At 61.4% G+C, this 21,946-nt stretch carries 19 protein-coding genes and 1 pseudogene; 16 read left to right on the top strand and 4 right to left on the bottom strand.

The annotated features are described in order from the left end of the window. The first annotated feature begins 9 nt into the window (after positions 1 to 9). The 8 genes and pseudogenes from NYQ88_RS11655 (at position 10) to NYQ88_RS11620 (ending at position 6,682) form a co-directional block, all read left to right on the top strand. Complete coding sequence (locus NYQ88_RS11655) at positions 10 to 1,347, top strand: pyruvate dehydrogenase complex dihydrolipoamide acetyltransferase (protein WP_275651310.1); 1,338 nt, start codon at positions 10 to 12, stop codon at positions 1,345 to 1,347. A 15-nt stretch (positions 1,348 to 1,362) separates the two neighbouring features. Continuing rightward, positions 1,363 to 2,004 carry an SGNH/GDSL hydrolase family protein gene (locus NYQ88_RS11650; RefSeq protein ID WP_275651309.1) on the top strand — a complete coding sequence of 214 codons (642 nt, stop codon included), beginning with the start codon at positions 1,363 to 1,365 and terminating at the stop codon, positions 2,002 to 2,004. Positions 2,005 to 2,034: 30 nt separating this feature from the next. Next, positions 2,035 to 3,474: a dihydrolipoyl dehydrogenase gene (lpdA, locus tag NYQ88_RS11645; protein WP_275651308.1), complete on the top strand. Its 1,440-nt coding sequence runs from the start codon at positions 2,035 to 2,037 to the stop codon at positions 3,472 to 3,474. 125 nt (positions 3,475 to 3,599) lie between these two features. Next, complete coding sequence (locus NYQ88_RS11640) at positions 3,600 to 4,640, top strand: Gfo/Idh/MocA family oxidoreductase (protein ID WP_275651307.1); 1,041 nt, start codon at positions 3,600 to 3,602, stop codon at positions 4,638 to 4,640. After that, positions 4,637 to 4,894 (top strand): GlsB/YeaQ/YmgE family stress response membrane protein, encoded by a 258-nt coding sequence (locus tag NYQ88_RS11635; protein WP_275651306.1) that lies wholly within the window; start codon positions 4,637 to 4,639, stop codon positions 4,892 to 4,894. The genes NYQ88_RS11640 and NYQ88_RS11635 overlap by 4 nt, the downstream gene beginning before the upstream one ends. A gap of 84 nt (positions 4,895 to 4,978) precedes the next feature. Next, positions 4,979 to 5,938: pseudogene (gene lipA, locus NYQ88_RS11630) on the top strand (lipoyl synthase); the annotation flags it as partial. Next, positions 5,938 to 6,381, top strand: coding sequence for a type II toxin-antitoxin system RatA family toxin (locus NYQ88_RS11625; protein ID WP_275651305.1), 444 nt, complete (start codon positions 5,938 to 5,940; stop codon positions 6,379 to 6,381). The pseudogene lipA and the gene NYQ88_RS11625, both read left to right, overlap by 1 nt. Position 6,382: 1 nt before the next feature. Continuing rightward, a complete protein-coding gene (locus tag NYQ88_RS11620; protein ID WP_275651304.1) occupies positions 6,383 to 6,682 on the top strand; it encodes an antibiotic biosynthesis monooxygenase in 300 nt (99 codons plus the stop codon). On the opposite strand, the gene NYQ88_RS11615 is transcribed toward NYQ88_RS11620, so the two are convergent. Both NYQ88_RS11615 and NYQ88_RS11610 read right to left on the bottom strand, forming a co-directional pair. Beyond that, positions 6,654 to 7,196: a CinA family protein gene (locus NYQ88_RS11615; protein WP_275651303.1), complete on the bottom strand. Its 543-nt coding sequence runs from the start codon at positions 7,194 to 7,196 to the stop codon at positions 6,654 to 6,656. The genes NYQ88_RS11620 and NYQ88_RS11615 overlap by 29 nt on opposite strands. Beyond that, on the bottom strand, positions 7,197 to 8,387 hold the full coding sequence (locus NYQ88_RS11610) for a bifunctional 2-C-methyl-D-erythritol 4-phosphate cytidylyltransferase/2-C-methyl-D-erythritol 2,4-cyclodiphosphate synthase (protein ID WP_275651302.1): 1,191 nt from the start codon (positions 8,385 to 8,387) through the stop codon (positions 7,197 to 7,199). Positions 8,388 to 8,554: 167 nt separating this feature from the next. Here NYQ88_RS11610 and dusB point away from each other — a divergent pair, with 167 nt between their 5' ends. The 3 genes from dusB to ntrC are packed head-to-tail and all read left to right on the top strand — an operon-like array spanning position 8,555 to position 12,134. Beyond that, a complete protein-coding gene (dusB, locus tag NYQ88_RS11605; RefSeq protein ID WP_275651301.1) occupies positions 8,555 to 9,559 on the top strand; it encodes a tRNA dihydrouridine synthase DusB in 1,005 nt (334 codons plus the stop codon). Next, positions 9,556 to 10,689: an ATP-binding protein gene (locus NYQ88_RS11600; RefSeq protein WP_275651300.1), complete on the top strand. Its 1,134-nt coding sequence runs from the start codon at positions 9,556 to 9,558 to the stop codon at positions 10,687 to 10,689. Before dusB ends, NYQ88_RS11600 begins: the two co-directional genes overlap by 4 nt. After that, complete coding sequence (gene ntrC, locus NYQ88_RS11595) at positions 10,686 to 12,134, top strand: nitrogen regulation protein NR(I) (protein ID WP_275651299.1); 1,449 nt, start codon at positions 10,686 to 10,688, stop codon at positions 12,132 to 12,134. Before NYQ88_RS11600 ends, ntrC begins: the two co-directional genes overlap by 4 nt. 18 nt (positions 12,135 to 12,152) lie before the next feature. On the opposite strand, the gene NYQ88_RS11590 is transcribed toward ntrC, so the two are convergent. Continuing rightward, entirely contained in the window at positions 12,153 to 13,052 is a 900-nt protein-coding gene (locus NYQ88_RS11590; RefSeq protein ID WP_275651298.1) for a DMT family transporter, read from the bottom strand. Between the two features lie 261 nt (positions 13,053 to 13,313). Here NYQ88_RS11590 and NYQ88_RS11585 point away from each other — a divergent pair, with 261 nt between their 5' ends. The 4 genes from NYQ88_RS11585 to hflX all read left to right on the top strand — a co-directional run bounded on the left by NYQ88_RS11585 (position 13,314) and on the right by hflX (position 18,831). After that, a complete protein-coding gene (locus NYQ88_RS11585; RefSeq protein ID WP_275651297.1) occupies positions 13,314 to 15,641 on the top strand; it encodes a PAS domain-containing sensor histidine kinase in 2,328 nt (775 codons plus the stop codon). Then, positions 15,641 to 17,023: a sigma-54 dependent transcriptional regulator gene (locus tag NYQ88_RS11580; RefSeq protein WP_275651296.1), complete on the top strand. Its 1,383-nt coding sequence runs from the start codon at positions 15,641 to 15,643 to the stop codon at positions 17,021 to 17,023. Before NYQ88_RS11585 ends, NYQ88_RS11580 begins: the two co-directional genes overlap by 1 nt. A 182-nt stretch (positions 17,024 to 17,205) precedes the next feature. Continuing rightward, complete coding sequence (hfq, locus tag NYQ88_RS11575) at positions 17,206 to 17,457, top strand: RNA chaperone Hfq (protein WP_220306999.1); 252 nt, start codon at positions 17,206 to 17,208, stop codon at positions 17,455 to 17,457. Positions 17,458 to 17,466: 9 nt separating this feature from the next. After that, on the top strand, positions 17,467 to 18,831 hold the full coding sequence (hflX, locus tag NYQ88_RS11570) for a GTPase HflX (RefSeq protein WP_275651295.1): 1,365 nt from the start codon (positions 17,467 to 17,469) through the stop codon (positions 18,829 to 18,831). A gap of 57 nt (positions 18,832 to 18,888) precedes the next feature. Here hflX and mazG read toward each other — a convergent pair whose 3' ends face one another. After that, complete coding sequence (gene mazG, locus NYQ88_RS11565; RefSeq protein ID WP_275651294.1) at positions 18,889 to 19,698, bottom strand: nucleoside triphosphate pyrophosphohydrolase; 810 nt, start codon at positions 19,696 to 19,698, stop codon at positions 18,889 to 18,891. Between the two features lie 164 nt (positions 19,699 to 19,862). Between mazG and NYQ88_RS11560 the strand changes: the two genes are divergently transcribed. Next, a complete protein-coding gene (locus NYQ88_RS11560; protein ID WP_275651293.1) occupies positions 19,863 to 21,926 on the top strand; it encodes an ATP-dependent helicase in 2,064 nt (687 codons plus the stop codon). The last annotated feature ends 20 nt before the right edge of the window (positions 21,927 to 21,946 follow it).

Below are 21,946 nucleotides of genomic sequence, written 5' to 3'. Positions count from 1 at the left end.
AGACCCGGGATGCCAATCAATATTACCATGCCGGCGCTCTCTCCGACGATGGAAGAGGGCAAGCTTGCCAAGTGGCACGTCAAGGAGGGCGACAGCGTCTCCTCTGGTGACGTGATCGCCGAGATTGAAACGGACAAAGCCACGATGGAAGTCGAGGCCGTCGACGAAGGCAAGATCGGTAAGATCCTTGTTGCCGAAGGCACGGACAATGTGAAGGTGAACGCCGTCATCGCCGTGCTGCTGCAGGACGGTGAGGATGCTTCGGCGACAGCGCCGGAGGCTGCGCCCGCACCGGCTGCCAAGGCTGAAGAGAAAAAGCCGGAACCTGCGCCCGCCGCCGCCCCCGCGCCGGCGGCCAAGGTCGACGCACCGACGCCGGCTGCTGCTGCCTCGGCCAAGGCTGAAGGCGGCCGCGTGTTTGCCTCTCCACTGGCAAAGCGCCTCGCCAAGGAAGCCGGGATCGATATCGCCGCGGTTACCGGTTCGGGTCCGAAGGGCCGCGTCATTAAGTCCGACGTCGAAGCTGCCAAGTCGGGCAAGACCCCGCTCAAGGCTGCTGCGGCTGCGCCGTCTGCCGCTCCGGCAGGTGCAGCCCTTGCTGGCGGCATGACCAAGAACCAGGTCATCGCGCTCTACGAGGAAGGGACATACGAACTCGTGCCGAACGACGGCATGCGCAAGGTGGTGGCCGCGCGGCTCACCGAGAGTAAGCAGACCGTTCCGCACTTCTACCTCACGCTCGATTGCAAGATCGACGCGCTGATGGCCGCGCGCGAGCAGATCAATAATTCAGCGCCCAAGGGCAAGGACGGCAAGCCGGCCTTCAAGCTCTCTGTCAATGATTTTATCATGAAGGCCTGGGCGATTGCGCTGCAACGCGTGCCGGCGGCAAATGCGACCTGGGCCGGGGACTCGATCCTCTACCATAAGCGGTCCGACGTGGCGGTTGCCGTGTCTGTGCCGGGTGGCCTCTTCACCCCGGTCGTGAAAAGCTGCGATACGAAGAGCCTTCGCGAGATCTCCGAGGAAGTGAAGGATCTGGCGACCCGCGCTCGCAACAAGAAGCTGGCGCCGCATGAATATCAGGGCGGTGCTTCGTCCGTGTCCAATCTGGGCATGTTCGGCATCAAGCATTTTGCGGCCGTGATCAACCCGCCGCATGGCACGATCCTCGCGGTCGGGGCGGGTGAAGAGCGCGTCTATCCCGAGAACGGGCAGATCAAGATTGGGCAGTTCATGACCGCCACGCTCTCCTGCGATCACCGTGCCGTTGACGGTGCGCTCGGCGCGGAAGTGCTCGGCGTATTCAAGGGCCTGATCGAAAATCCGGTGATGATGCTGGCCTAAGAAGGGGCAGGGCGCATGAAGACCATTCTCGCCTATGGCGACAGCCTGACGTTTGGTTCCAACCCTGAGCAGGGTGGGCCACGCCACGCTTATGAAGATCGCTGGCCTTCGGTTATTGAGGCCTCGTTGGCCGGCCAGGTGCGGGTTGTCGCTGAAGGCTTGGGTGGTCGCACCACCGCCTTCGACGACTTCTCCGCGCCGGGCGATCGCAATGGTGTCCGGCTGCTGCCGACGCTGCTCGACAGCCACAAGCCGCTCGATCTCGTCATCATCATGCTCGGGACGAACGACCTTAAGATCTATCTCAATGGGACCGCCTTTGGAGCGGCCATGGGGATGAAGCGCCTCGTGCAGATCATCAAGACCCATCCCTATGATCCGGGCATGGCGGTTCCGCAGGTGATCATTGTGGCGCCGCCGCTGACGGTCGAAACCAATCATGCGGATCTGCATCCGATGTTTGCGCCGCGCGCCGACGAAGCCAAGCTCTTCGACTTCTATTACAGCCGCATCGCCCAGGAGCTGGGCGTCGGCTATTTCAACTCGGCCAGCGTTGCCGTCGCCGATCCGCGCGACGGCGTTCATCTTGACCCTGCCAATACCCGGGCCATCGGTGAGGGGCTCGCCCCGCTCGTCAAACAAATGCTGGGTCTCTGACGACCCCAACAGACCAAGTGGAGGCCAAATATGGCTGACCAATACGATCTTCTCGTCATCGGCGCCGGCCCCGGCGGCTATATCGCAGCCATTCGTGGCGCGCAGCTGGGCATGAAGGTGGCCATTGTCGAACGCGAGCACATGGCTGGCATCTGCTCCAACTGGGGCTGTATCCCGACGAAGGCGCTGCTGCGTTCGGCGGAAATCTACGGCCATATGAGCCACGCCAAGGATTATGGACTGACAGCCGAGAAATTCGGCTTTGAGCTCGACGGCATCGTAATGCGTTCGCGCGCTATCGCGGCGCAGATGAACAATGGCGTCCAGTTCCTGATGAAAAAGAATAAGGTCGACATCATCTGGGGCGAGGCCACCATCACCAAGCCAGGTGAGGTGAAGGTTTCCCCAACCAAAAAGAAGATTGTCGAGCCGCAGGGCCCGGTGCCCAAGAATGCTCTGGGCGAAGGCACCTACAAGGCCAAGAACATCATCATCGCCACCGGTGCGCGTCCGCGCGTGCTGCCCGGTATCGAGCCGGATGGCGACAAGATCTGGACCTATTTCGAGGCGCTGAAGCCGGCCGAAATGCCCAAGTCGCTGGTGGTGATGGGCTCGGGTGCCATCGGCATCGAGTTCGCTTCCTTTTACCGTTCGTTTGGCGCCGAGGTGACGGTGATCGAGCTTCTGCCGCAGATCCTGCCGGTCGAGGATGCCGAGATTTCCGGGCTTGCCCGCAAGCGCCTCGAAAAGCGCGGTATCAAGTTTCTGACGGAAGCCAAGGTCGCCAAGGTTGAAAAGACCGGTAACGGCATTGTTGCCCATGTCGAGACCAAGGATGGAAAGACACAAGAGATCGCCGGCGACAAGCTGATCTCGGCTGTTGGTGTGATGTGCAATATCGAAGGCCTCGGCCTTGAGACTGTTGGGGTAAAGACCGAGCGCGGCGCCATTGTCATCGACGGTTATGGCAAGACCAACGTCGAGGGCATCTGGGCCATTGGCGACGTCGCCGGCCCGCCCATGCTGGCCCATAAGGCCGAGCATGAAGCGGTCATCACCGTCGAAAAGATCGCCGGGCTCAAGGTTCATGGCCTCGACAAGTCCAAGGTTCCAGGCTGCACTTACTGCGAGCCGCAGGTTGCCAGCGTGGGCCTGACCGAAGCCAAGGCAAAGGAAGCCGGACGCGAGATCAAGGTCGGCCGCTTCCCCTTCGTGGGCAACGGCAAAGCGATCGCGCTGGGTGAGCCGGATGGCCTCGTGAAGACGATTTTCGACGCCAAGACCGGGGAACTTCTCGGGGCGCACATGATTGGTGCTGAAGTCACCGAGCTGATCCAGGGTTTCGTGGTGGCAATGAACCTCGAAACCACAGAGGAAGAGCTCATCCACACAATCTTCCCGCACCCGACCCTCAGCGAGTCTATGAAGGAAAGCGTTCTCGACGCTTATGGACGTGCGCTGAACATCTGATCTGGCTGCCTCGCACAGGCCGGGACCTTCCCGAGGTTTTGTGAGGCAGTACCATCTCCAGGGCAACTTTGGCGCGCCCCGGGTGCATTGAGGGTGGGGAGCACAAAACCAGAGGAGTTTTCCACATGGTCAAGGCAATTCAGATCGGGCTGGGACATTGGGGTTTCAGTTGGACGCGTGACGTTATACCCAAAGTTCCCACTGTTGAAATGGTGGGCTATGTGGATTCCAATCCCGATGCCCTCAGGAACGCCCAGACCGAACTCGGTATCGAGGAAGCCCTCTGCTTCACGAGCCTCGAAGAGGCGGCCCAAGGGCGCGAGGTCCAACTCGCCATCTGCACCCTGAGAACCGAGGCGCACTATCCGGTCGTGAAGGCTTGCCTTGAGCAGGGGCTCAGCGTCATCGTTGAAAAGCCCTTTGCGAGCACGATTGCCGAGGCAAAGGAACTCGTTGCCCTGGCGCAGGAGCGCGGCCGGGTCTTGATGGTCAGCCAGAATTACCGTTTCCAGCCAGCACCGATCCTGGCGGCGGAGTTGATTGGTGCCCAGCGTTTCGGGCCGGTGAACCTTGTCTCCATCGATTTTCGGCGTCACGCGCCAACACAGGGCTATCGCTATTGGGACATGCCGGACCCGCTGCTGGCGGACATGTCGATCCACCACTTCGACCTCATGCGCATGGTCCTCGGGGATGAGCCCAAGCGGGTGTCTTGTCGGACCTGGAATTCGCCGGCAAGTCCCTTTGGCCACAATCCAATCGGTGTGGCGACGCTGGAGTTCGAGAAGGGCACGATCGTGTCCTATCGCGGCAGCTGGATGAGCTCGGGCCCGGTGACGCCCTGGTCGGGCGAATGGGTGATGGATTGCTCGGAGGGCGAGATCATCTGGAGCTCGCGCGACCATTTCATGGGCAAGTCGAGCCCGGACAAGCTGTGGCTCCGCGCGCTTGATGGCACACCGGAAGCGCAGGACATGCCGGTGATCGATCACACCGACCGGGTCGGCACACTTGCCGCCGTCGCCAAGGTCGTCGATACGGGCACTGTTCCGGCGCGCTTCAGTTCGGGCGAGGATAATCTCCATTCCCTGGCGCTGGTCCAGGCGACCATCCTGTCCGCCGCCCGCGGAGGGGACTGGGTCGAAATTGCAGAGGTCATGGCATGAGCATCGGCACGCAGGAACTGCTTATCTTTCTGGCCATCGGGCTGGTCGCCGGATGGCTGGCCGGTCTGCTGCTGGGCGGCGGCGGGCTGATCCGTAACCTTATCGTTGGGGTGATCGGCTCGTTCGTGGGGGGATGGCTGCTGAGCGCTGTCGGTGTCACCTTGCCCATCGACAATCTCCTGATCAGCCAGATCATTACCGCCACCATCGGCGCCATAGTGGTCATCGCGCTCGCCAGGATCATTGCGCGCTAGACGCATGGCAGCCGACCAAGACTGTCGGCCGGCTTGAACCGGCCGCCCAAGGGAGCGATATAACGGGCGAACGCCCAGTCAGGACCGAAATTGGTTACGCTCATCGACAATTCCATTGCCCGTCCGCGGCACCCCGAAAAGGCCAACCGGCCCGACAGTATCGTGCTGCGCAAGCCGGACTGGATTCGCGTCAAGGCGCCGGGTTCTCCGGTTTACAAGGAAACTCAGCAGATCGTTCGCGAGAACAATCTCGTTACGGTTTGCGAGGAAGCCGGCTGCCCCAATATCGGGGAGTGCTGGAGCAAGAAGCACGCGACCATGATGATCATGGGCGAGATCTGCACCCGCGCCTGCGCCTTCTGCAATGTGCGCACAGGCATGCCAGGGCCGCTCGACCCGTTCGAGCCGGAGAACGTCGCCAAGGCGGTCGAAAAGCTTGGGTTGGAACATGTGGTCATCACCTCTGTCGACCGCGATGATCTGGCAGACGGCGGCGCCCAGCATTTTGCCGATGTGATCCTGGCCATTCGTGCCCGCAATCCCCGCACCACGATCGAAATCCTGACGCCCGATTTCCTCCGCAAGGACGGCGCACTGGAGATCGTCGTTGCGGCCAAGCCGGACGTGTTCAACCACAATCTGGAAACCGTGCCGTCGAAGTACCTTAAGGTTCGGCCCGGCGCGCGCTACTTCCACTCCATCCGCCTGCTGCAGCGGGTGAAGGAACTCGACCCCACCATCTTCACCAAGTCCGGTATCATGGTGGGTCTGGGCGAAGAGCGGAACGAAGTGCTCCAGCTGATGGATGACCTTCGCTCGGCCGAGGTCGATTTCCTCACCATCGGCCAGTATCTACAGCCGACCAAGAAGCACTATCCGCTGCAGCGTTTCGTGACGCCCGAGGAATTCAAGTCGTTCGCCACCGTGGCCACGGCCAAGGGTTTTCTGCTCGTCTCGTCGAGCCCGCTGACCCGCTCATCGCATCACGCGGGTGAGGATTTCGCCCAGCTCAAGTCCGCCCGTCTGGCAAAGCTGGGGCACTGATGAAGCGTTTCTTCGAACGGCATGTGCCCCATCTTCCGCAGCGCATGTACGACATTGTCGCTGACCTAGAGGATTATCCGCGCTTCATCCCGAACTGTCGGGCCATGGAGGTGCGGCCTGATCCGGCTGCGAACGGGGCTGACGTGCAGCTGGCGCGCATGACGCTTTATTTCGGACCCATCACGCAGGCCTATACCAGCCGCGTGACCCGCGACGCACAGGCGCTGACGATCCGCGCCAAGGCGGTCGATGGGCCGTTCGCATATCTCGACAGCGTGTGGAGCTTCGAGCCTGAGGGTATGGGAACGCGGGTGCGGTTCGAGATCGACTTCAAGATCTCTAACCCCTTTATCGCCGCCGTGGCCGAACCGGCTTTTGCGGCCAAGCAGGAAGAGATTATGCGCGCCTTTTCCGACGAGGCAGATCGGCGCTTCGGAAGCTGAGATGATGATTGTGCGTCTGGCGGGATCGCTGACCTGCACATCGGACGAGCAGCTGCGTTCCGTGATCGAGCATTTGCCCGAGCACATTCGTCTGACCCGGCTGGAGCCGGGGTGCCTGTCTTTCGAGGTGGTTCAGCGCGAGGACGATCCGATGGTCTGGACGGTCGAAGAGCGTTTTGCCGATCAGGCGGCTTTCGGCGCCCATCAGGAGCGCACGAGGGCCTCCGTCTGGGCGCGCGAAACCCGAGATATCGCTCGGGACTACATTGTGATCACGGAGCCTTCTTCGGCACCGCGGTGAGATAGTTCAGCTCGTCCGGCAGGTCGCTGGTGATGACCTGGAAAACCAGCTCCAACGCTGCGTCGACCGTTGCCTTGCGTATGGCATCGCGGCCAATGTCACCGAAACGATGCTCAATGACGACCGTGGCCAACTCTGACGAGACAGCGACATAGACGAGGCCGATTGGCTTCTTCTCGCTACCGCCGTCAGGCCCGGCAATGCCGGTAGCCGAAACCGCGATGTCGGCGCGGGCGGTATTGCGGGCGCCGTCGGCCATGGCGCGGGCGACCTGATTGCTCACAGCGCCATAGTCCTCGATGACCCGAGGCGGGACGTGGATCATCTTGTCCTTGGCGATGTTGGAATAGGTGACAAAGCCGCCGTAAAGGGCCGCCGAGGCCCCTGGGATGTCCGTCAACGCTGCAGCGATCATTCCGCCCGTGCAGCTTTCGGCGGTTACAATGGTCCGCTTTGTTTCGGAGAGGATGTCGATGATCTGTTTGCCCATTGTGGGCAAGGCTTTTGGTGCCATCTAGTCGATCCTCGGAAGTTCCACGCTTGCACTTGCCATAGACACGATGCCTTCCTCCCGCCCGAGAAAACCGAGCTTTTCGTTGGTGGTCGCTTTCACCGCCACGCGATCAGCTGAAATGCCGAGGGTTTCGGCAATCACAGCACACATGGCTGGTGCATGGACTGCAATCCTCGGCGCTTCCGCGACAATTGTCACGTCAAGATTGACGATCCGGCCACCACGCTGTGCGATCAAATTGCCCGCATGGCGGAGGAAAATCGTCGATGCGGCCCCCTTCCACTGCGGGTCGCTGGGCGGGAAGTGAACGCCGATATCGCCTTCGCCGATTGCGCCGAGCATGGCGTCTGTCAGGGCGTGAAGGGCAACGTCCGAGTCAGAGTGGCCATTAAGTCCCGAATGGTGCGGGATTTTCACGCCACCGAGCCAGACGTGGTCGCCGGGTACAAATGAATGGACGTCATATCCGGTGCCGATGCGGGTCTCGGTTTTCATGCTGTCTCCAAGGATACGCTCGGCGCGGGCAAAGTCGTCCGGATGGGTGATTTTGAGATTGTCGCGGTCGCCGGCGACCAGGGCGACGCGCAGACCCGCCCATTCGGCGATCTCTGCGTCATCGGTGAATTCGCGTCGAACCGTGCCGGCGCGCATATGGGCCGAAAAGATCTGGCCGAACCGGAAACCTTGGGGCGTTTGCGCCGCGGCAAGCAGGCGCCGGTCTTCGGTAGCGACGACCTCCCGACCATCGAGCGTGCGCTTGATGGTGTCGGTGAGCGGAACGGCCGGGAGCGCGCCGTCGAATTCGCCCAAGGCGTCGATCACGGAGGTGATGAGGGCGTTGCTGACAAAGGGACGCGCTGCGTCGTGGATGAGAACCAGGTCTGGTCGCATCGGCGCTAGCACCTTGAGTCCTTCGAGGACAGACGCCTGTCGTGAGGCGCCGCCAACGACGGGGGAGAGCAGTCGGTCGTCGCTCAGGCCCAGCGCCGAAAAACGCTCTGCATGATCGGCGTGGATCACCGGAACGACATGGCTGATCGCATCATGCGCCAGAAAAGCCGCAATCGTGCGCGACAGCACCGGACGTCCTGCAAGATCTTGATATTGCTTGGGATCAGCGTAGGTGCCGCTCCTGGCGCGCTCGCCTTTTCCAGCGGCTACGATGATGACGGCTATGGATTTTGGACGCATGTCGCTATAGGCACTTTCCAACCAGACAGGTCAGGTCTAGCCGCCGCGCTCCTATGCGGCAAGTGCAGTGCAGACCAGCGGTGCGAACACCGCGTTTGGGTGTTGCGCAGCCCCCCAAATTGATTATTGTGCAGGCACCGCTCTCGAGCTGGTCATTTATGGAGCACATGTTGACCGATACTGCCTGCCCCTTGAGCATCGGGGGCCATGCTGTACGCAATCGCGCCTTCTTGGCACCCATGGCCGGCATCACCGACCGTCCCTTCCGCGAGATCGCGGAACGCTTTGGCGCGGGGATGGTGGTTTCGGAAATGATCGCCAGCGCCGCGCTGGGTACGGGTCATCAGGGCATGGCCCGAAAGCTCGGTCGGGCCGGTTCGCTGCCGCATATGGTCCAGCTCGCCGGTTGCGAATCCCGTTGGATGGCTGAAGGCGCGCGCATGGCTGAGAGCGCCGGCGCGGACATCATCGACATTAATTTCGGGTGCCCCGCCAAGCGCGTCACCAATGGCTACGCCGGCTCAGCGCTGATGCGCGTGCCGGACCAGGCACTGGCGATCGTCGAAGCTGTCGCGGGGGCGACGAGCCTTCCGGTAACGGTGAAGATGCGGCTGGGCTGGGATGACGACAGTCTCAATGCCCCGGAGATCGCGAAGCTGGCGGTTGGCGCCGGTGCGCAGATGATTACTGTTCATGGTCGTACGCGGCAGCAATTCTATAAGGGACACGCCCGCTGGTCGCTGGTGCGCTCAGTGGTGGAGGCGGTCTCGGTCCCTGTCATCGTCAATGGCGACATTGTCGATACGGAAGCGGCGCTGACCGCATTGGCGGAGTCCGGTGCAGACGGCGTCATGCTCGGCCGCGGTGCGCAGGGGCGGCCCTGGCGCGTGGCCCAGATCGGTGCCGAACTGGCCGGGGAGGAGCCTGTGGCTGCTCCGACCGGCAAGGCGCTCATTGAACTCATCCAGGCGCACTACGAAGACATGCTCAGTGAATATGGCGTTGAAGTGGGTCTGCGCGCAGCGCGAAAACACCTCGACTGGTATAGCGAAGCCGCGGGGCTGAACCTCGACAAGCCGACGCGCCGGTCTCTCCTCGACAATGATCAGCCTGCACAGGTGCTGGCGCTGATCGCGACACTCTTTTCCGATGACTGGAGAGCGGCGGCATGAGCGCTGCAGCGATGACTGCCGACGATCTCGTGCCTGCAAAGGCAATGTTGCAGGCACTGCCGCAGCCCATCATCATGCTCGATGAAGCGCGGCACATCCTCTTCGTCAATTATGCGGCCGAGGCCTTTTTCGGTGGGTCATTGAGCGTTCTGACCCGCCAGCGTCTCGATGATCTGATCGCCTTTGGCTCCCCAATCATCTCGCTCGTCGAAACCGTGGTGTCCCGCCGGGCGCCGATGACCGAATATCGCGTGAGCATCGGCTCCTCCCGCTTCGGAGACGAGCGCATCGCGGACGTGTTCGCGAGCCCGATTTCAGACGTCGATGGCCGGGTGGCCGTGCTCATTCAGGAGCGCACCATGGCCGACAAGATCGACCGCCAGATGGTGTCGCGCGGCGCTGCGCGCTCGGTGACCGGCCTTGCCTCCATGCTGGCTCATGAAATCAAAAACCCGCTGTCCGGCATTCGCGGCGCGGCCCAGCTGCTCGAGCAGAGTGTGCCTGCGGAAGAAATCCCGCTGGCGCGTCTGATCCGGGAAGAGACGGACCGCATTGTCGGTCTGATCGACCGGGTGGAAGTGTTCGGCGACGACCGGCCGCTGGAGCGCGAGCCGATCAATATCCACATCGTACTCGACCGGGTGAAGCTGCTCGCGCGCAATGGCGTCGCCCGAAATGTCCTCTTCTCGGAAGAGTATGACCCGTCGCTTCCGCCGGTGTTCGGCAACCGCGATCAGCTGATCCAGATCTTCCTGAATTTGGTGAAGAACGCAGCAGAAGCCCTTGAAAGAACTCAGAAACCTGAGATCAAACTGTCAACGGCTTTTCGCCCGGGCATCCGCATCAGCGTCGCTGGCGTGGCCGAGCGCATTTCGCTCCCGCTGGAGATTGTCATCGAGGATAACGGGCCCGGCGTGCCGCCGGATATCCTGCCGTTTCTCTTCGATCCCTTCGTCACCACCAAGCCAAATGGCTCGGGCCTGGGTCTCGCGCTCGTCGCCAAGATCGTTGGCGATCATGGCGGGGTGATCGACTGCGATAGCCGACCGGGCAGAACCCGTTTCCGTATCCTGCTGCCGGTGGCCAGCGGCGCTTTCCAAATGCCTGCCGATGAGGTGCCTTACAAATGAGCCATGTCGTTTTGCTCGCCGATGATGACGCAGCCATCCGCATGGTGCTCAACCAGGCGCTGACCCGTGCCGGCTATGAAGTTCGTCCAACCGGCAATATCTCCACCATGTGGAACTGGGTGAGCCGGGGTGAGGGCGATGTTCTGATCACCGATGTGGCCATGCCCGATGGCAATGCCTTCGAGGTGATGCCCAAGATCAAGAAGGTACGGCCCGACCTGCCCATGATCGTCATGAGTGCCCAGAACACGTTCATGACGGCCATCCGTGCCTCGGAGGTCGGCGCCTACGAGTATCTACCGAAGCCTTTCGATATCACAGAAGTGCTTTCAGTGGTGTCGCGGGCCCTCGCTGACGCAAAAAAGCCCAGCAACGAGGAGCGCAAGAGCGAGGACGATGCCGGCGATACCATGCCGCTGGTGGGCCGCTCTGCTGCGATGCAGGAAATCTACCGCGCCTTGGCGCGCCTGATGCAGACCGATCTGACGGTGATGATCACCGGCGAGAGCGGCACCGGCAAGGAACTGGTGGCGCGGGCACTGCACGATTTCGGCAAGCGGCGGAATGGGCCGTTCGTCGCCATCAATATGGCCGCTATCCCGCGCGATCTGATCGAGGCGGAACTGTTCGGCCACGAGAAGGGGGCCTTCACCGGCGCCAATACGCGCTCCTCGGGCCGGTTTGAGCAGGCCGAAGGCGGAACGCTCTTCCTCGACGAAATCGGTGACATGCCGATGGATGCCCAGACCCGCCTGCTGCGTGTTTTGCAGGAGGGCGAATACACCATGGTTGGTGGCCGCAGCGCCATCAAGACCAATGTGCGCATCGTTGCGGCGACCCACCGCGATCTCAGCCAGATGATCCGGCAGGGCCTTTTCCGGGAAGATCTCTACTACCGTCTGAATGTCGTTCCGATCCGCTTGCCGCCGCTGCGCGAACGCGTCGACGACATTTCCGATCTCACCCAGCACTTTCTGCGCGCCGCACAGCGCGAGGGCGAGCCCGTCAAGACGCTGACCCCGGAAGCCATCCGGCTCATGCAGAATTACTCCTGGCCGGGCAATGTTCGCGAGTTGGAAAATCTGGTGCGGCGCCTTTCGGCGCTTTACGCGGACGAGAGTGTTTCGGCCGAAATCGTCCAGAACGAACTCAATATCGTTGATCGCCCTGCGGTCAGTGGCAATACGGGTCCTGTGGATGTGTCCACCGCCGTCGAAAGCCACGTTGGCCAGTTGCTGCGCGAACACGAGCCGAACCTGCCGCCGGCAGGCCTCTATCAGCGCGTTATTGACCGGGTTGAGGCGCCGTTGATCGCCATGGCGCTCAACGCTTGCGGGGGCAATCAGATCAAGGCGGCGGACCTGCTGGGGCTCAATCGCAATACTCTGCGCAAGAAGATCCGCACGCACAGCATCGAGATCATCAAGCACAGCCGCCGCAGTTAGCGGCGGCTTGTTTCGACACTAGCGCCGCAGCAGCTCTTTCCTGCTGCGGTGTTCCGTCCAGGCCAACAGGAAGCCTGCGAGAACGACGAGGACGGCGCCGGTGTAGACCGACTGGCCCGGGATCTCGCCGAAGAATATGTAGCCGAAGACGAAGGCCCAGATGAGGGCGCCATATTCGACCGTGCCGAGGACGCTGGCCGGTACGACCTTGGCTGTTTCGACGAGCAGAAACTGCCCCATGCCCCCGACAATCCCGGCGCCAATGCAAAGGCAGATCTCGAGCGCCGTCATGCCTTGCCAGAAGGGCAGGCTGAACAGACCCATGGCGAATGCGTGAATGAGGTTTTGCGCAAACACCTGAACGATCGCGCGATCCTTCTTCGAGATCTTTCGCATGAGGATCATGGCGATCGCCCAGCTCAGCGCTGCCATCAGGACGAGGACGACCGGCAAGCTCAGGGCAAACCCGGCTGGATTGGCCGCAACGATCACCCCGAAGAAGCCGATAGACGCCGCGCCGACACGCGCCAGTGTCACTTGTTCCTTGAGGAAGATCACGGCGAGGATCGTGGTGAGGACTGGTGCGAAGTAATAGAGCGTCGTCAGTTCTGCCAGCTGCAGGTCGCGCGCGGCCGTGTAGTACATGACCCAGGCCGCAAGGGTCAGCAGCCCACGGCCAAGAATGAGCAGGCGGTTGTCCGACTGGAGAAGATCACGCACCAGATGTCGACGGTCAAAGGCGAAGCAAAGCGCGATGATCACGATGCTGCGCATGAACAGGATCTGCGCGGAGGGCATTGTGTAGACCAGCGCCTTCACAAACACGTCGTGGAAGGAGAACAGGGTATAGGCCGCTATACCCATAGCCATGCCGCGAAGGCTGGCCACTTCGATGATTTTTGTGGGGGAATTTGACACGACTGACGCGCTTTAGAGAGTTCGACCGTGTGTGCGCCTCGTCGCTCAGAATGTCCAGATGCGCCTTGGGGTGGACCTCTATGCCACAGATATCGGCCACAGGGGTTTTGCCCCGAGCAGCGAGGTGTCACATTTTGGCAACATTTATCTTGAAGGGTCCGCCGAATTGGGTCAGGCTTACCCTCAATGCCGCATCGTGCTGGCGAAACGCTTGTTCTAGAGACCGGTAAGCGGCTCAACCAAAAGGATGCAGAACCCTCTATGACCGACGCGGTTAGCGAAATCGCGGCGCAACACGGAACTTCGGTTGCGCCACCGCAGCGCCGTTCGCTTTTCTCCAATCAGGGGAATCGCCCCCTCCGTGTGCTCGGCTTCGTGGTGGTGTTCGCCTCGGTCCTGATGTCGCTTATCTCGTTCCTGATCCTTTCGGGTACGACCAATATCGAGCCGTCTCCCGCGATCTGGACCGCGATCTGGATCGTGACCGGTATCCTTGTGCTGCTGGTGCTGGCGCTGGTGGTGACAGAAGCCGTGCTGCTGGTGCAGGCGCGGATGGCCCGCCAGCCCGGCGCCGCTTTGCAGATCCGAATGGTAGGGATGTTCGCTTTTGTGGCCGCATTCCCTGCAGCGCTGGTGGCTGTCGTGGCGACCATTGCTCTCAACCAGGGCCTCGACCAGTGGTTTTCCGAGCGGACCCGCGCCATGGTGGAAAGCTCCCGCCTGGTCGCACGCTCCTACATGCTCGAGCACGCACAGGTGCTGCGCGACGACATCATCTGGGTGGCTTCCGAACTGGAGCAGGCGCACAACACCTATCTCAATGAGCCGCAGCGCTTCGAGCGAATCCTGACGGCGCTGGCGGTGACGCGGTCGCTGCCCTTTACCTCGCTCATCGATATCGACGGCCAGCTTCTGATGCGGGCGCAGATCAATGCTGCAGGCGGATTTCCGAAACTGCCGCAGGGGATCACCCAAGGCGTCATCGAGGGTGTGCCGACGGCTATCGCGCCCGGCAGCACCAACCTCGTCGGCTCCGTCGTAAAGCTGCGCGGCTACGACGATATCTACCTGTTCGTGGCACGTCCGGTGGATGCCGAAGTGCTTGAATATATGCGGCTAACTGACGAGAATATAACGGAATATCGTGAGTACGCTTCTAATCGTCTCGTCTTCCAGATTACGTTCACCATCATGTATGTCGGTATGGCCGTCGTGCTGTTGCTGGCGGCGCTGTGGATCGGAATTGCCCTGGCCAACCGCTTCGTCGACCCGATCCGAAATCTGATGGTCGCATCACGGCGCGTCAGTAGCGGCGATCTCGATGTGCAGGTTCCGGTTCAGGAGGGGCGCGGTGACCTGCGCGACCTCTCGAACGGCTTTAACCGCATGACCCAGCAATTGTTGCAGCAACGGCTGGCGCTGCTTGCGGCCAACGAGGTCAACGAGAAACGCCGCCAGTTTACCGAGGCCGTGGTGGAAGGCGTGTCTGCAGGGATCATCGGTCTTGATTCCTTTGGCGCGGTGACCTTGGTCAATGCGCGAGCCTGCCAGATGCTGGGGCGCAGTGAATTCGAACTGATGGGCGAGCGCATGGAAGCCGTGCTGCCGGAGATCGCTCCGACCATGGAGAAAGCGCGTTCGGCGCGGCGGGGGCAGGTGCGCGACCAGATCCAGCTGGGCAATGAAACGGACCGGCGCATCTACCAGATCCAGCTGACCCGCGAGGGCACGATCACGGAGTCGAAGGGCTATGTGCTGACCTTTGACGACATCACTGAGCTCGAGTCAGCGCAGCGCACCAGCGCCTGGGCCGACGTCGCGCGGCGTATCGCCCATGAAATCAAGAACCCGCTGACACCGATTCAGCTTTCCGCCGAACGCCTGCGTCGGCGCTATGGCAGCAAGCTCGAGGATGATCGCGAAGTCTTCGACAAATGCATCAATACCATCGTGCGCCAGGTCGGTGACATCGGTCGCATGGTCGATGAATTCTCGGCCTTCGCCCGCATGCCCGAAGCGGCTCCGGAGCGCGCGGACCTCACGGATACAATCCGGCAGGCCGTGTTTCTCGAGAGCGTTCGGCTCCCGGAAATCGATATTGTCACAAAACTGCCGGACGACGTCATCTATGCCTGGTTCGATACCCGTCTGGTCGCCCAGACGCTGACGAACCTGATCAAGAACGCCGTCGAGGCTTACGAGGGGCTGCCGCTCGCACCCGACTGGCAACCAATCATTAAGGTAGAAGCTCATATCGAAGGTAATAGTGCCCGGGTTTCAGTCTCGGACAACGCAAAAGGCTGGCCCAAGGAAAACAGGCAGCGCCTTCTGGAACCCTATATGACCACCCGGGACAAGGGGACCGGACTGGGCCTGGCCATCGTCGCCAGGATCATCGAGCAGCACGGGGGCATCGTTGAATTGATCGATGCCGAACCGGACGGGCAGGGAAGAACAGGCGCATGCGTAACCTTTACGCTGCCGCTCAACGCCCCAACCAGAAACAACGACAAGGATGTGGCGGCCGATACCGGTTCCCAACCATCCGAACAAGAGGAGCCGCTCTCATTGGCGGTTGTTCATAAATAATGGCACTGGATATTCTGATCATCGACGACGAGGACGATATCCGCGATCTGATTGCGGGCATCCTTGAAGATGAAGGCTATGAGGCGCGCCAGGCGCATGACGCCGACAGCGGGCTGAATGAGATCGCGCGGCGGCGGCCGAGCCTTGTGTTCCTGGACATCTGGATGCAGGGGTCGCGCCTCGATGGGCTGCAACTGCTCGACGTGTTCCAGAGCCAGCACCCGGACATGCCGGTGGTGATGATCTCGGGTCATGGCAATGTGGAAACCGCTGTCTCCGCTATCCGTCGTGGCGCTTACGACTATATCGAAAAGCCCTTCAAGATCGACCGGCTGCTCCACGTCACCCAGCGGGCCATGGAAGCGACGCGCCTGCGCAATGAGGTGGCCGAGCTCAAGGAGCGGTCCGCCGCCAAGAACGCCGACATGGTCGGTGCCTCGCCGGCTTTGCAGCAGATCCGTGGACTGATCGATAAATCCGCACCCACCAATTCGCGCATCTTTATTTCCGGACCATCCGGTGCAGGCAAGGGGCTGGTGGCTCGTCTGATCCACCAGCGCAGCCCGCGCGCCGACGCGCCCTTCGTTGAGATCAACGCCTCCCTCTATGCGCCCGAGGAAGTTCCGGTGGTGCTGTTTGGCCGGGAAGCCCGCGAAAAGACCGGGCTGCTCAAGGTCGAGGTTGGGGCGCTGGAACGCGCCCATGGCGGAACGCTTTATCTCTCGGAAGTAACGACGCTACCCCAGCAAGTACAGACGGCGCTGCTGCGCACACTGGTCGAGAATCGGTTCCAGCGTGTTGGCGGAAGCCAGGCTGTGCCGATCGACGTTCGCATCATCTCATCGAGTTCGCAGAACGTGGCCTCGCAGACCGAACTGGGCGAGTTCCGGTCCGACCTCTTCCATCGCCTCGCGATTGTCCCGGTGCAGCTGACCCCGCTCAAGGAGCGGCGTGAAGACGTGCCCCCGCTGGTCAATGTCTTCATCGAACAGGTGTGCCGCATGCACAACCTGCCGCGGGTGGAGATCGGCGACGATGCCATCGCGGTGCTTCAGGCGCAGGACTGGCCCGGCAATGCGCGCCAGTTGCGCAATTCCATCGAGCGTCTGCTCATCCTGATGAAGGACCAGCAGCCGGAGAACGGCGTCATCACCGCGAATATGCTGCCTTCGGATATCGGCGAGGTTCTGCCCACAGTCGGGGACGCCGACGCGTCGGCGCACCTGATGAGTCTGCCGCTTCGCGACGCCCGCGAAGTGTTTGAACGGCAATATCTTCTCGCCCAGATCGAGCGCTTCGGTGGAAATATTTCCAAGACGGCCGAGTTCGTCGGGATGGAGCGCAGCGCCTTGCATCGGAAGATAAAATCTCTTGGCCTCTAACGCCAAATTGCCATGAGGGAGACATTTTGCGCGGGTAGGCAGCGCCCGCCATGTGTGCCATATTGTGTCTGGTACGATAAATCCGGGTTTTGAGGGGCTGGGCGGCAGTTCTTCATCGGCCAGGGCGCAAGAAATTGCGACGACAACAGCGACAATCAATGCCGCGGCAAAAGAGGCCAAAAATGGCTAGTGAAAAGCAGCAAAACCTGCAGGACTCCTTTCTCAATCACGTTCGCAAGCAGAAGGTCCCGGTTACGATTTTCCTCGTAAACGGCGTAAAACTTCAGGGCGTGATCACCTGGTTCGATAACTTCTGCTTGCTTCTGCGTCGTGACGCTCAGTCGCAACTGGTTTATAAGCACGCTATCTCGACCATCATGCCGGGCGCGCCCATCCAGTTGTTCGATCCCGAGCAAAACACCGACCACGACTGACGGAACTATATGGATCATTTTGACGAGGACGAAGACGGCCTGGGTGGACCCAAGGCCTTCATCGACCAACGCGAGCATCCGACCCGCGCGGGCCTGATTTGCCCCGAAGTGCGTGGCGTCGGGATGCACCGCAGCATCGAGGCGCGGCAGGCTGAGTTCGAGGGTCTGGCAGGCGCCATTCGTCTCGACATCATCTTTTCCGAAGCCATCAAGGTCCGCGAGATAAAGCCCGCGACCTTCATGGGCGGCGGTCATGTCGAGGAACTGGCCAGACGCGTCAAGGAAGAGGACATCGATCTCCTCCTTGTCGACGCGGCGCTCAGCCCCATCCAGCAGCGTAATCTCGAAAAGGAGACCGGCACCAAGGTGCTGGACCGGACGGCGCTGATTCTGGAAATTTTCGGCGAACGTGCGGCTACCCGAGAGGGTGTGCTGCAGGTAGAGCTGGCCCATCTCAATTATCAGAAGAGCCGGCTTGTCCGGTCCTGGACCCACCTTGAACGCCAGCGCGGCAGCGGCGGCATGGGTTTCATGGGCGGCCCCGGCGAAACCCAGATCGAAAGCGACCGGCGCCAGATCACCGAGCGCATCGTTCTGCTCGAGGAGCGGTTGGAAAAGGTCAAACGCACGCGCGCCCAGCAGCGACGCCAGCGTGACCGAGCCCCATTCCCGATCGTTGCGCTGGTTGGCTACACCAACGCCGGCAAGTCGAGTATTTTCAATACTCTGACGGGCGCAGGGGTGTTCGCCGAAAACCTGCTGTTCGCAACGCTCGATACCACGATCCGTCGGCTGGAGCTGCCGCATGGCCGCGAGGTCATGCTCAGCGATACCGTGGGTTTTGTTGCCGATCTTCCAACCGATCTGGTGGCGGCGTTCCGCGCAACGCTTGAAGAAGTCGTTGATGCCGACGTGGTCCTGCATGTGCGCGACATTGCCAATCCGGATCACCCGGCGCAGGCGACCGACGTGCTCAAGGTTCTGTCTGACCTTGGCGTTTCGGGTGAGACAACGCCCATCATCGAAGTGTGGAACAAGGTCGACATGCTCGATCCCACTAGCGATCTGATGGCGGCAGCCACGCCGGCGGGCAAGGTTGCGAACAGCGTTCCGGTTTCTGCAAAGACCGGGCAGGGGCTTCATGACTTGAAGCTGGCGATCGAAATGGCTTTTGCCGATCGCAGCCGCACCTACAATGTCCACGTGCCGCACAGCGCTGGCAGCGACATCGGCTGGCTCCACAGCCATGCCGAGGTCATCGAGCGCGGCCTGCCGGATGAAAATGGCCAGGATTTCGTGGTTCGTGTTGACCCGCGCCACAAGGCGACGTTCCTGGAGCGTTTCAACGGGCGGATCGCGATTTCCGATCTCTGAAAACACATCGGACCGCAGGATGCCTGCGGTCCGAATGCTTTTTGCGGGGCGATGAGCCTAGCGCTTGTCGGCGGCCCTTATCTCATTCCAGTAGCCATCGAGGCGATCAAGACCCGCCTCCGCCGGGGCAATTCCCTCTTCACGACACCGCGCTTCGACATAGTGGAAGCGACGGGTAAACTTGGAATTGGCATCCCGCAGGGCGGCCTCTGGATCGACACCCGCCTTGCGCGCCAGATTGGCCACCGCGAACAGCAGGTCGCCGATTTCTTCCTTCACCGCTTCCTCATCGCCTGACGCATGCGCCTCGGACACCTCGTTGAGCTCTTCCTGGACCTTGGCGCGCACCGACGGAAAGTCGGGCCAATCGAAGCCGACCTTTGCCGCGCGCTTGGTGAGTTTTTCGGCACGCGCCAGGGCCGGGAGAACCTGAGGTACATCGTCCAGCAGGGACGGCGCCGTGACGCCAACCTTGGCTGCCTTGGCTGCGCGCTCTTCGGCTTTGATCGCTTCCCAACGGCCTTGAGCAGCGGCGGCCCCGACTTCGGTTATGTCGCCAAATACATGCGGGTGTCGGCGGATCAGCTTTTCGGTGATACCATAAATGACGTCGCCGATATCGAAATGCCCGGCCTCTTTGGCCATCTGCGCGTGGTAGATTGGCTGCAGGAGCAGATCACCGAGCTCTTCGCGCAGGTCGGAAAAGTTCTCGCGCTCGATCGCGTCGGCGACCTCATAAGCCTCCTCGATCGTGTAGTTGCGGATGGTCGAGAAATCCTGGTCGAGATCCCAAGGGCAGCCGGAAACGGGGTCGCGGAGCGCCGCCATGATTTCGATAAGCCGGGAGATGTCGCGGGACGGCTGCATTGAGGCACCCTGAATGTGGGGAATCGTTCCGCGCACAATAGCAAATGACGAGGCACGATGGCGGCAACGCTCCGAGTTTTGACCATTGCGTTCGCAAGGCTGGACCAGGCGAACAAAAGGGGAATATCCTGAAGGTCGCAATTGTGCGACCAAAGGTATGATTCGTGCCCGCTTCTGCTGCCTATCTCGACGCGCTCAATTCCAACCAGCGTCAGGCAGTCGAGCATGGCGTTGGCAAGGCTGATGCCGGTCCACTGCTCGTTATTGCAGGAGCCGGTTCGGGCAAGACCAACACCCTGGCCCATCGGGTGGCTCATCTCATCGTCAACGGCGCTGATCCGCGCCGGATGCTGCTTCTCACCTTCTCGCGTCGTGCCGCCTCTGAAATGAGCCGACGCGTCGAGCGGATTGCCGGCCAGATCCTCGGTGTTGGGGCAGGGGCGGTGACAGGGGCCCTCGAGTGGTCCGGCACTTTCCATGGCATTGGATCGCGGCTCCTGCGCCTCCACGCCCAGCAGATCGGGCTCGATCCGGCCTTCACCATCCACGACCGCGAGGACTCCGCCGACCTGATGAACCTCGTTCGGCATGAGCTCGAATTCAGCCAGTCGGAGAGCCGGTTTCCGACCAAGGGGTCATGCCTCGCGATTTATTCGCGGGCGGTCAACTCGCAGTCTGACCTCGATGAAGTGCTGAGAACGGCGTTCCCGTGGTGCGCGATGTGGTCGGTCCAATTGCGGCAGCTCTTCGGCACTTATGTCGCGGCCAAGCAGCAGCAGAACGTTCTCGATTACGATGACCTGCTGCTCTACTGGGCGTCGATGATGTCGGAGCCATCCATCGTGCGGCAGATTTCTGATCGTTTCGACCATATCCTCGTCGATGAATATCAGGATACCAACCGGCTCCAGAGCGCAGTCCTGCTGGCAATGCGGCCCGACGGGAATGGCTTGACCGTGGTCGGCGACGATGCGCAGTCGATCTACTCGTTCCGAGCCGCCACTGTGCGCAATATCCTTGATTTCCCGACGGCCTTCACGCCTCCGGCGGCGATCGTCACGCTGGATAGGAACTATCGGTCGACCCAGCCTATCCTTGAGGCCGCGAACGCGGTCATCGAGCAGTCGGAAGAGCGCTTCACCAAGAATCTGTGGACCGAACGGACCTCGGCCATCAAGCCGCGCCTCGTGACCGTCAAGGATGAGGCCGACCAGGTCGGCTATGTGGCCAAGTCCGTGCTCGAGGCGCGCGAGACAGGCGTGCCTTTAAAGCAGCAGGCCGTGCTGTTCCGGACCTCCAGCCATTCGGGCCCGCTGGAGATCGAACTCACCCGTCGGAAAATTCCTTTCGTGAAATTCGGTGGCCTGAAATTCCTCGACTCCGCCCATATCAAGGATGTGCTGTCGATCCTGCGCTGGGTTGAAAATCCGCGCGACCGTGTGGCTGGTTTTCGGGTCCTGCAGCTGCTGCCGGGGATTGGCCCCGGCATCGCCGGTCGGGTTCTCGATGTTCTTGTCACCGCGACCGATCCCGTCTGGGCACTGAAAGAAGTGCCGCCGCCGAGCCGGGCCGGGGAGGCGTGGACGAATATGGTGGAGCTCTTTTCTCGCCTCTCCGGTCGCGAGACGTCCTGGCCGCTTGAGCTCGCCTATGTCCGCCACTGGTATGAGCCTCTTCTCGAGTCCGGCTATGAGGACGCGCAGACGCGCGCCGCCGATATCGTGCAGCTCGAACAGATCGCCTCCGGCTACCCCAGCCGGGAGCGCTTCCTCACCGAACTGACGCTTGATCCGCCCGATGCGACCAGCGATCAGGCGGGGGTGCCCTTGCGGGATGAGGACTACCTCATTCTCTCAACCATCCACTCCGCAAAGGGACAGGAGTGGAAATCGGTGCATGTCCTCAACGTTGTCGATGGCTGTATCCCCTCGGATCTGGGGACAGGCAGTGCGCATGAACTCGAGGAGGAGCGCCGTCTGCTTTACGTGGCAATGACGCGCGCGAGGGACGAACTCCATCTGCTCGTCCCTCAGAGGTTCTATGTGACCCAGCAGACCCGCAATGGCGACCGCCACCTCTACGCCCAGCGCACCCGTTTCATCCCGCGGCCGATGACAACCCTGTTCGAGGACATACTCTGGCCGCCTGTGTCGCCGATCCGGCCCGATCTTGTGCCGGGGCAAACCGCGGTAATCGACATCGCTGCCAAAATGCGCGGCATGTGGTAGGGAACGCTGTGCCCCTGACC

Origin of the sequence: Devosia sp. SD17-2, assembly GCF_029201565.1 — a bacterium.
Lineage (GTDB): Bacteria > Pseudomonadota > Alphaproteobacteria > Rhizobiales > Devosiaceae > Devosia.
This window is presented reverse-complemented; position numbering and strand designations above follow the sequence as displayed.

Coding starts and splice junctions, on each gene's coding strand:
- NYQ88_RS11655 (WP_275651310.1), top strand. CDS start 10: ATGCCAATCAATATTACCATGCCGGCGCTCTCTCCGACGATGGAAGAG.
- NYQ88_RS11650 (WP_275651309.1), top strand. CDS start 1,363: ATGAAGACCATTCTCGCCTATGGCGACAGCCTGACGTTTGGTTCCAAC.
- lpdA (WP_275651308.1), top strand. CDS start 2,035: ATGGCTGACCAATACGATCTTCTCGTCATCGGCGCCGGCCCCGGCGGC.
- NYQ88_RS11640 (WP_275651307.1), top strand. CDS start 3,600: ATGGTCAAGGCAATTCAGATCGGGCTGGGACATTGGGGTTTCAGTTGG.
- NYQ88_RS11635 (WP_275651306.1), top strand. CDS start 4,637: ATGAGCATCGGCACGCAGGAACTGCTTATCTTTCTGGCCATCGGGCTG.
- NYQ88_RS11625 (WP_275651305.1), top strand. CDS start 5,938: ATGAAGCGTTTCTTCGAACGGCATGTGCCCCATCTTCCGCAGCGCATG.
- NYQ88_RS11620 (WP_275651304.1), top strand. CDS start 6,383: ATGATGATTGTGCGTCTGGCGGGATCGCTGACCTGCACATCGGACGAG.
- NYQ88_RS11615 (WP_275651303.1), bottom strand. CDS start 7,196: ATGGCACCAAAAGCCTTGCCCACAATGGGCAAACAGATCATCGACATC.
- NYQ88_RS11610 (WP_275651302.1), bottom strand. CDS start 8,387: ATGCGTCCAAAATCCATAGCCGTCATCATCGTAGCCGCTGGAAAAGGC.
- dusB (WP_275651301.1), top strand. CDS start 8,555: ATGTTGACCGATACTGCCTGCCCCTTGAGCATCGGGGGCCATGCTGTA.
- NYQ88_RS11600 (WP_275651300.1), top strand. CDS start 9,556: ATGAGCGCTGCAGCGATGACTGCCGACGATCTCGTGCCTGCAAAGGCA.
- ntrC (WP_275651299.1), top strand. CDS start 10,686: ATGAGCCATGTCGTTTTGCTCGCCGATGATGACGCAGCCATCCGCATG.
- NYQ88_RS11585 (WP_275651297.1), top strand. CDS start 13,314: ATGACCGACGCGGTTAGCGAAATCGCGGCGCAACACGGAACTTCGGTT.
- NYQ88_RS11580 (WP_275651296.1), top strand. CDS start 15,641: ATGGCACTGGATATTCTGATCATCGACGACGAGGACGATATCCGCGAT.
- hfq (WP_220306999.1), top strand. CDS start 17,206: ATGGCTAGTGAAAAGCAGCAAAACCTGCAGGACTCCTTTCTCAATCAC.
- hflX (WP_275651295.1), top strand. CDS start 17,467: ATGGATCATTTTGACGAGGACGAAGACGGCCTGGGTGGACCCAAGGCC.
- mazG (WP_275651294.1), bottom strand. CDS start 19,698: ATGCAGCCGTCCCGCGACATCTCCCGGCTTATCGAAATCATGGCGGCG.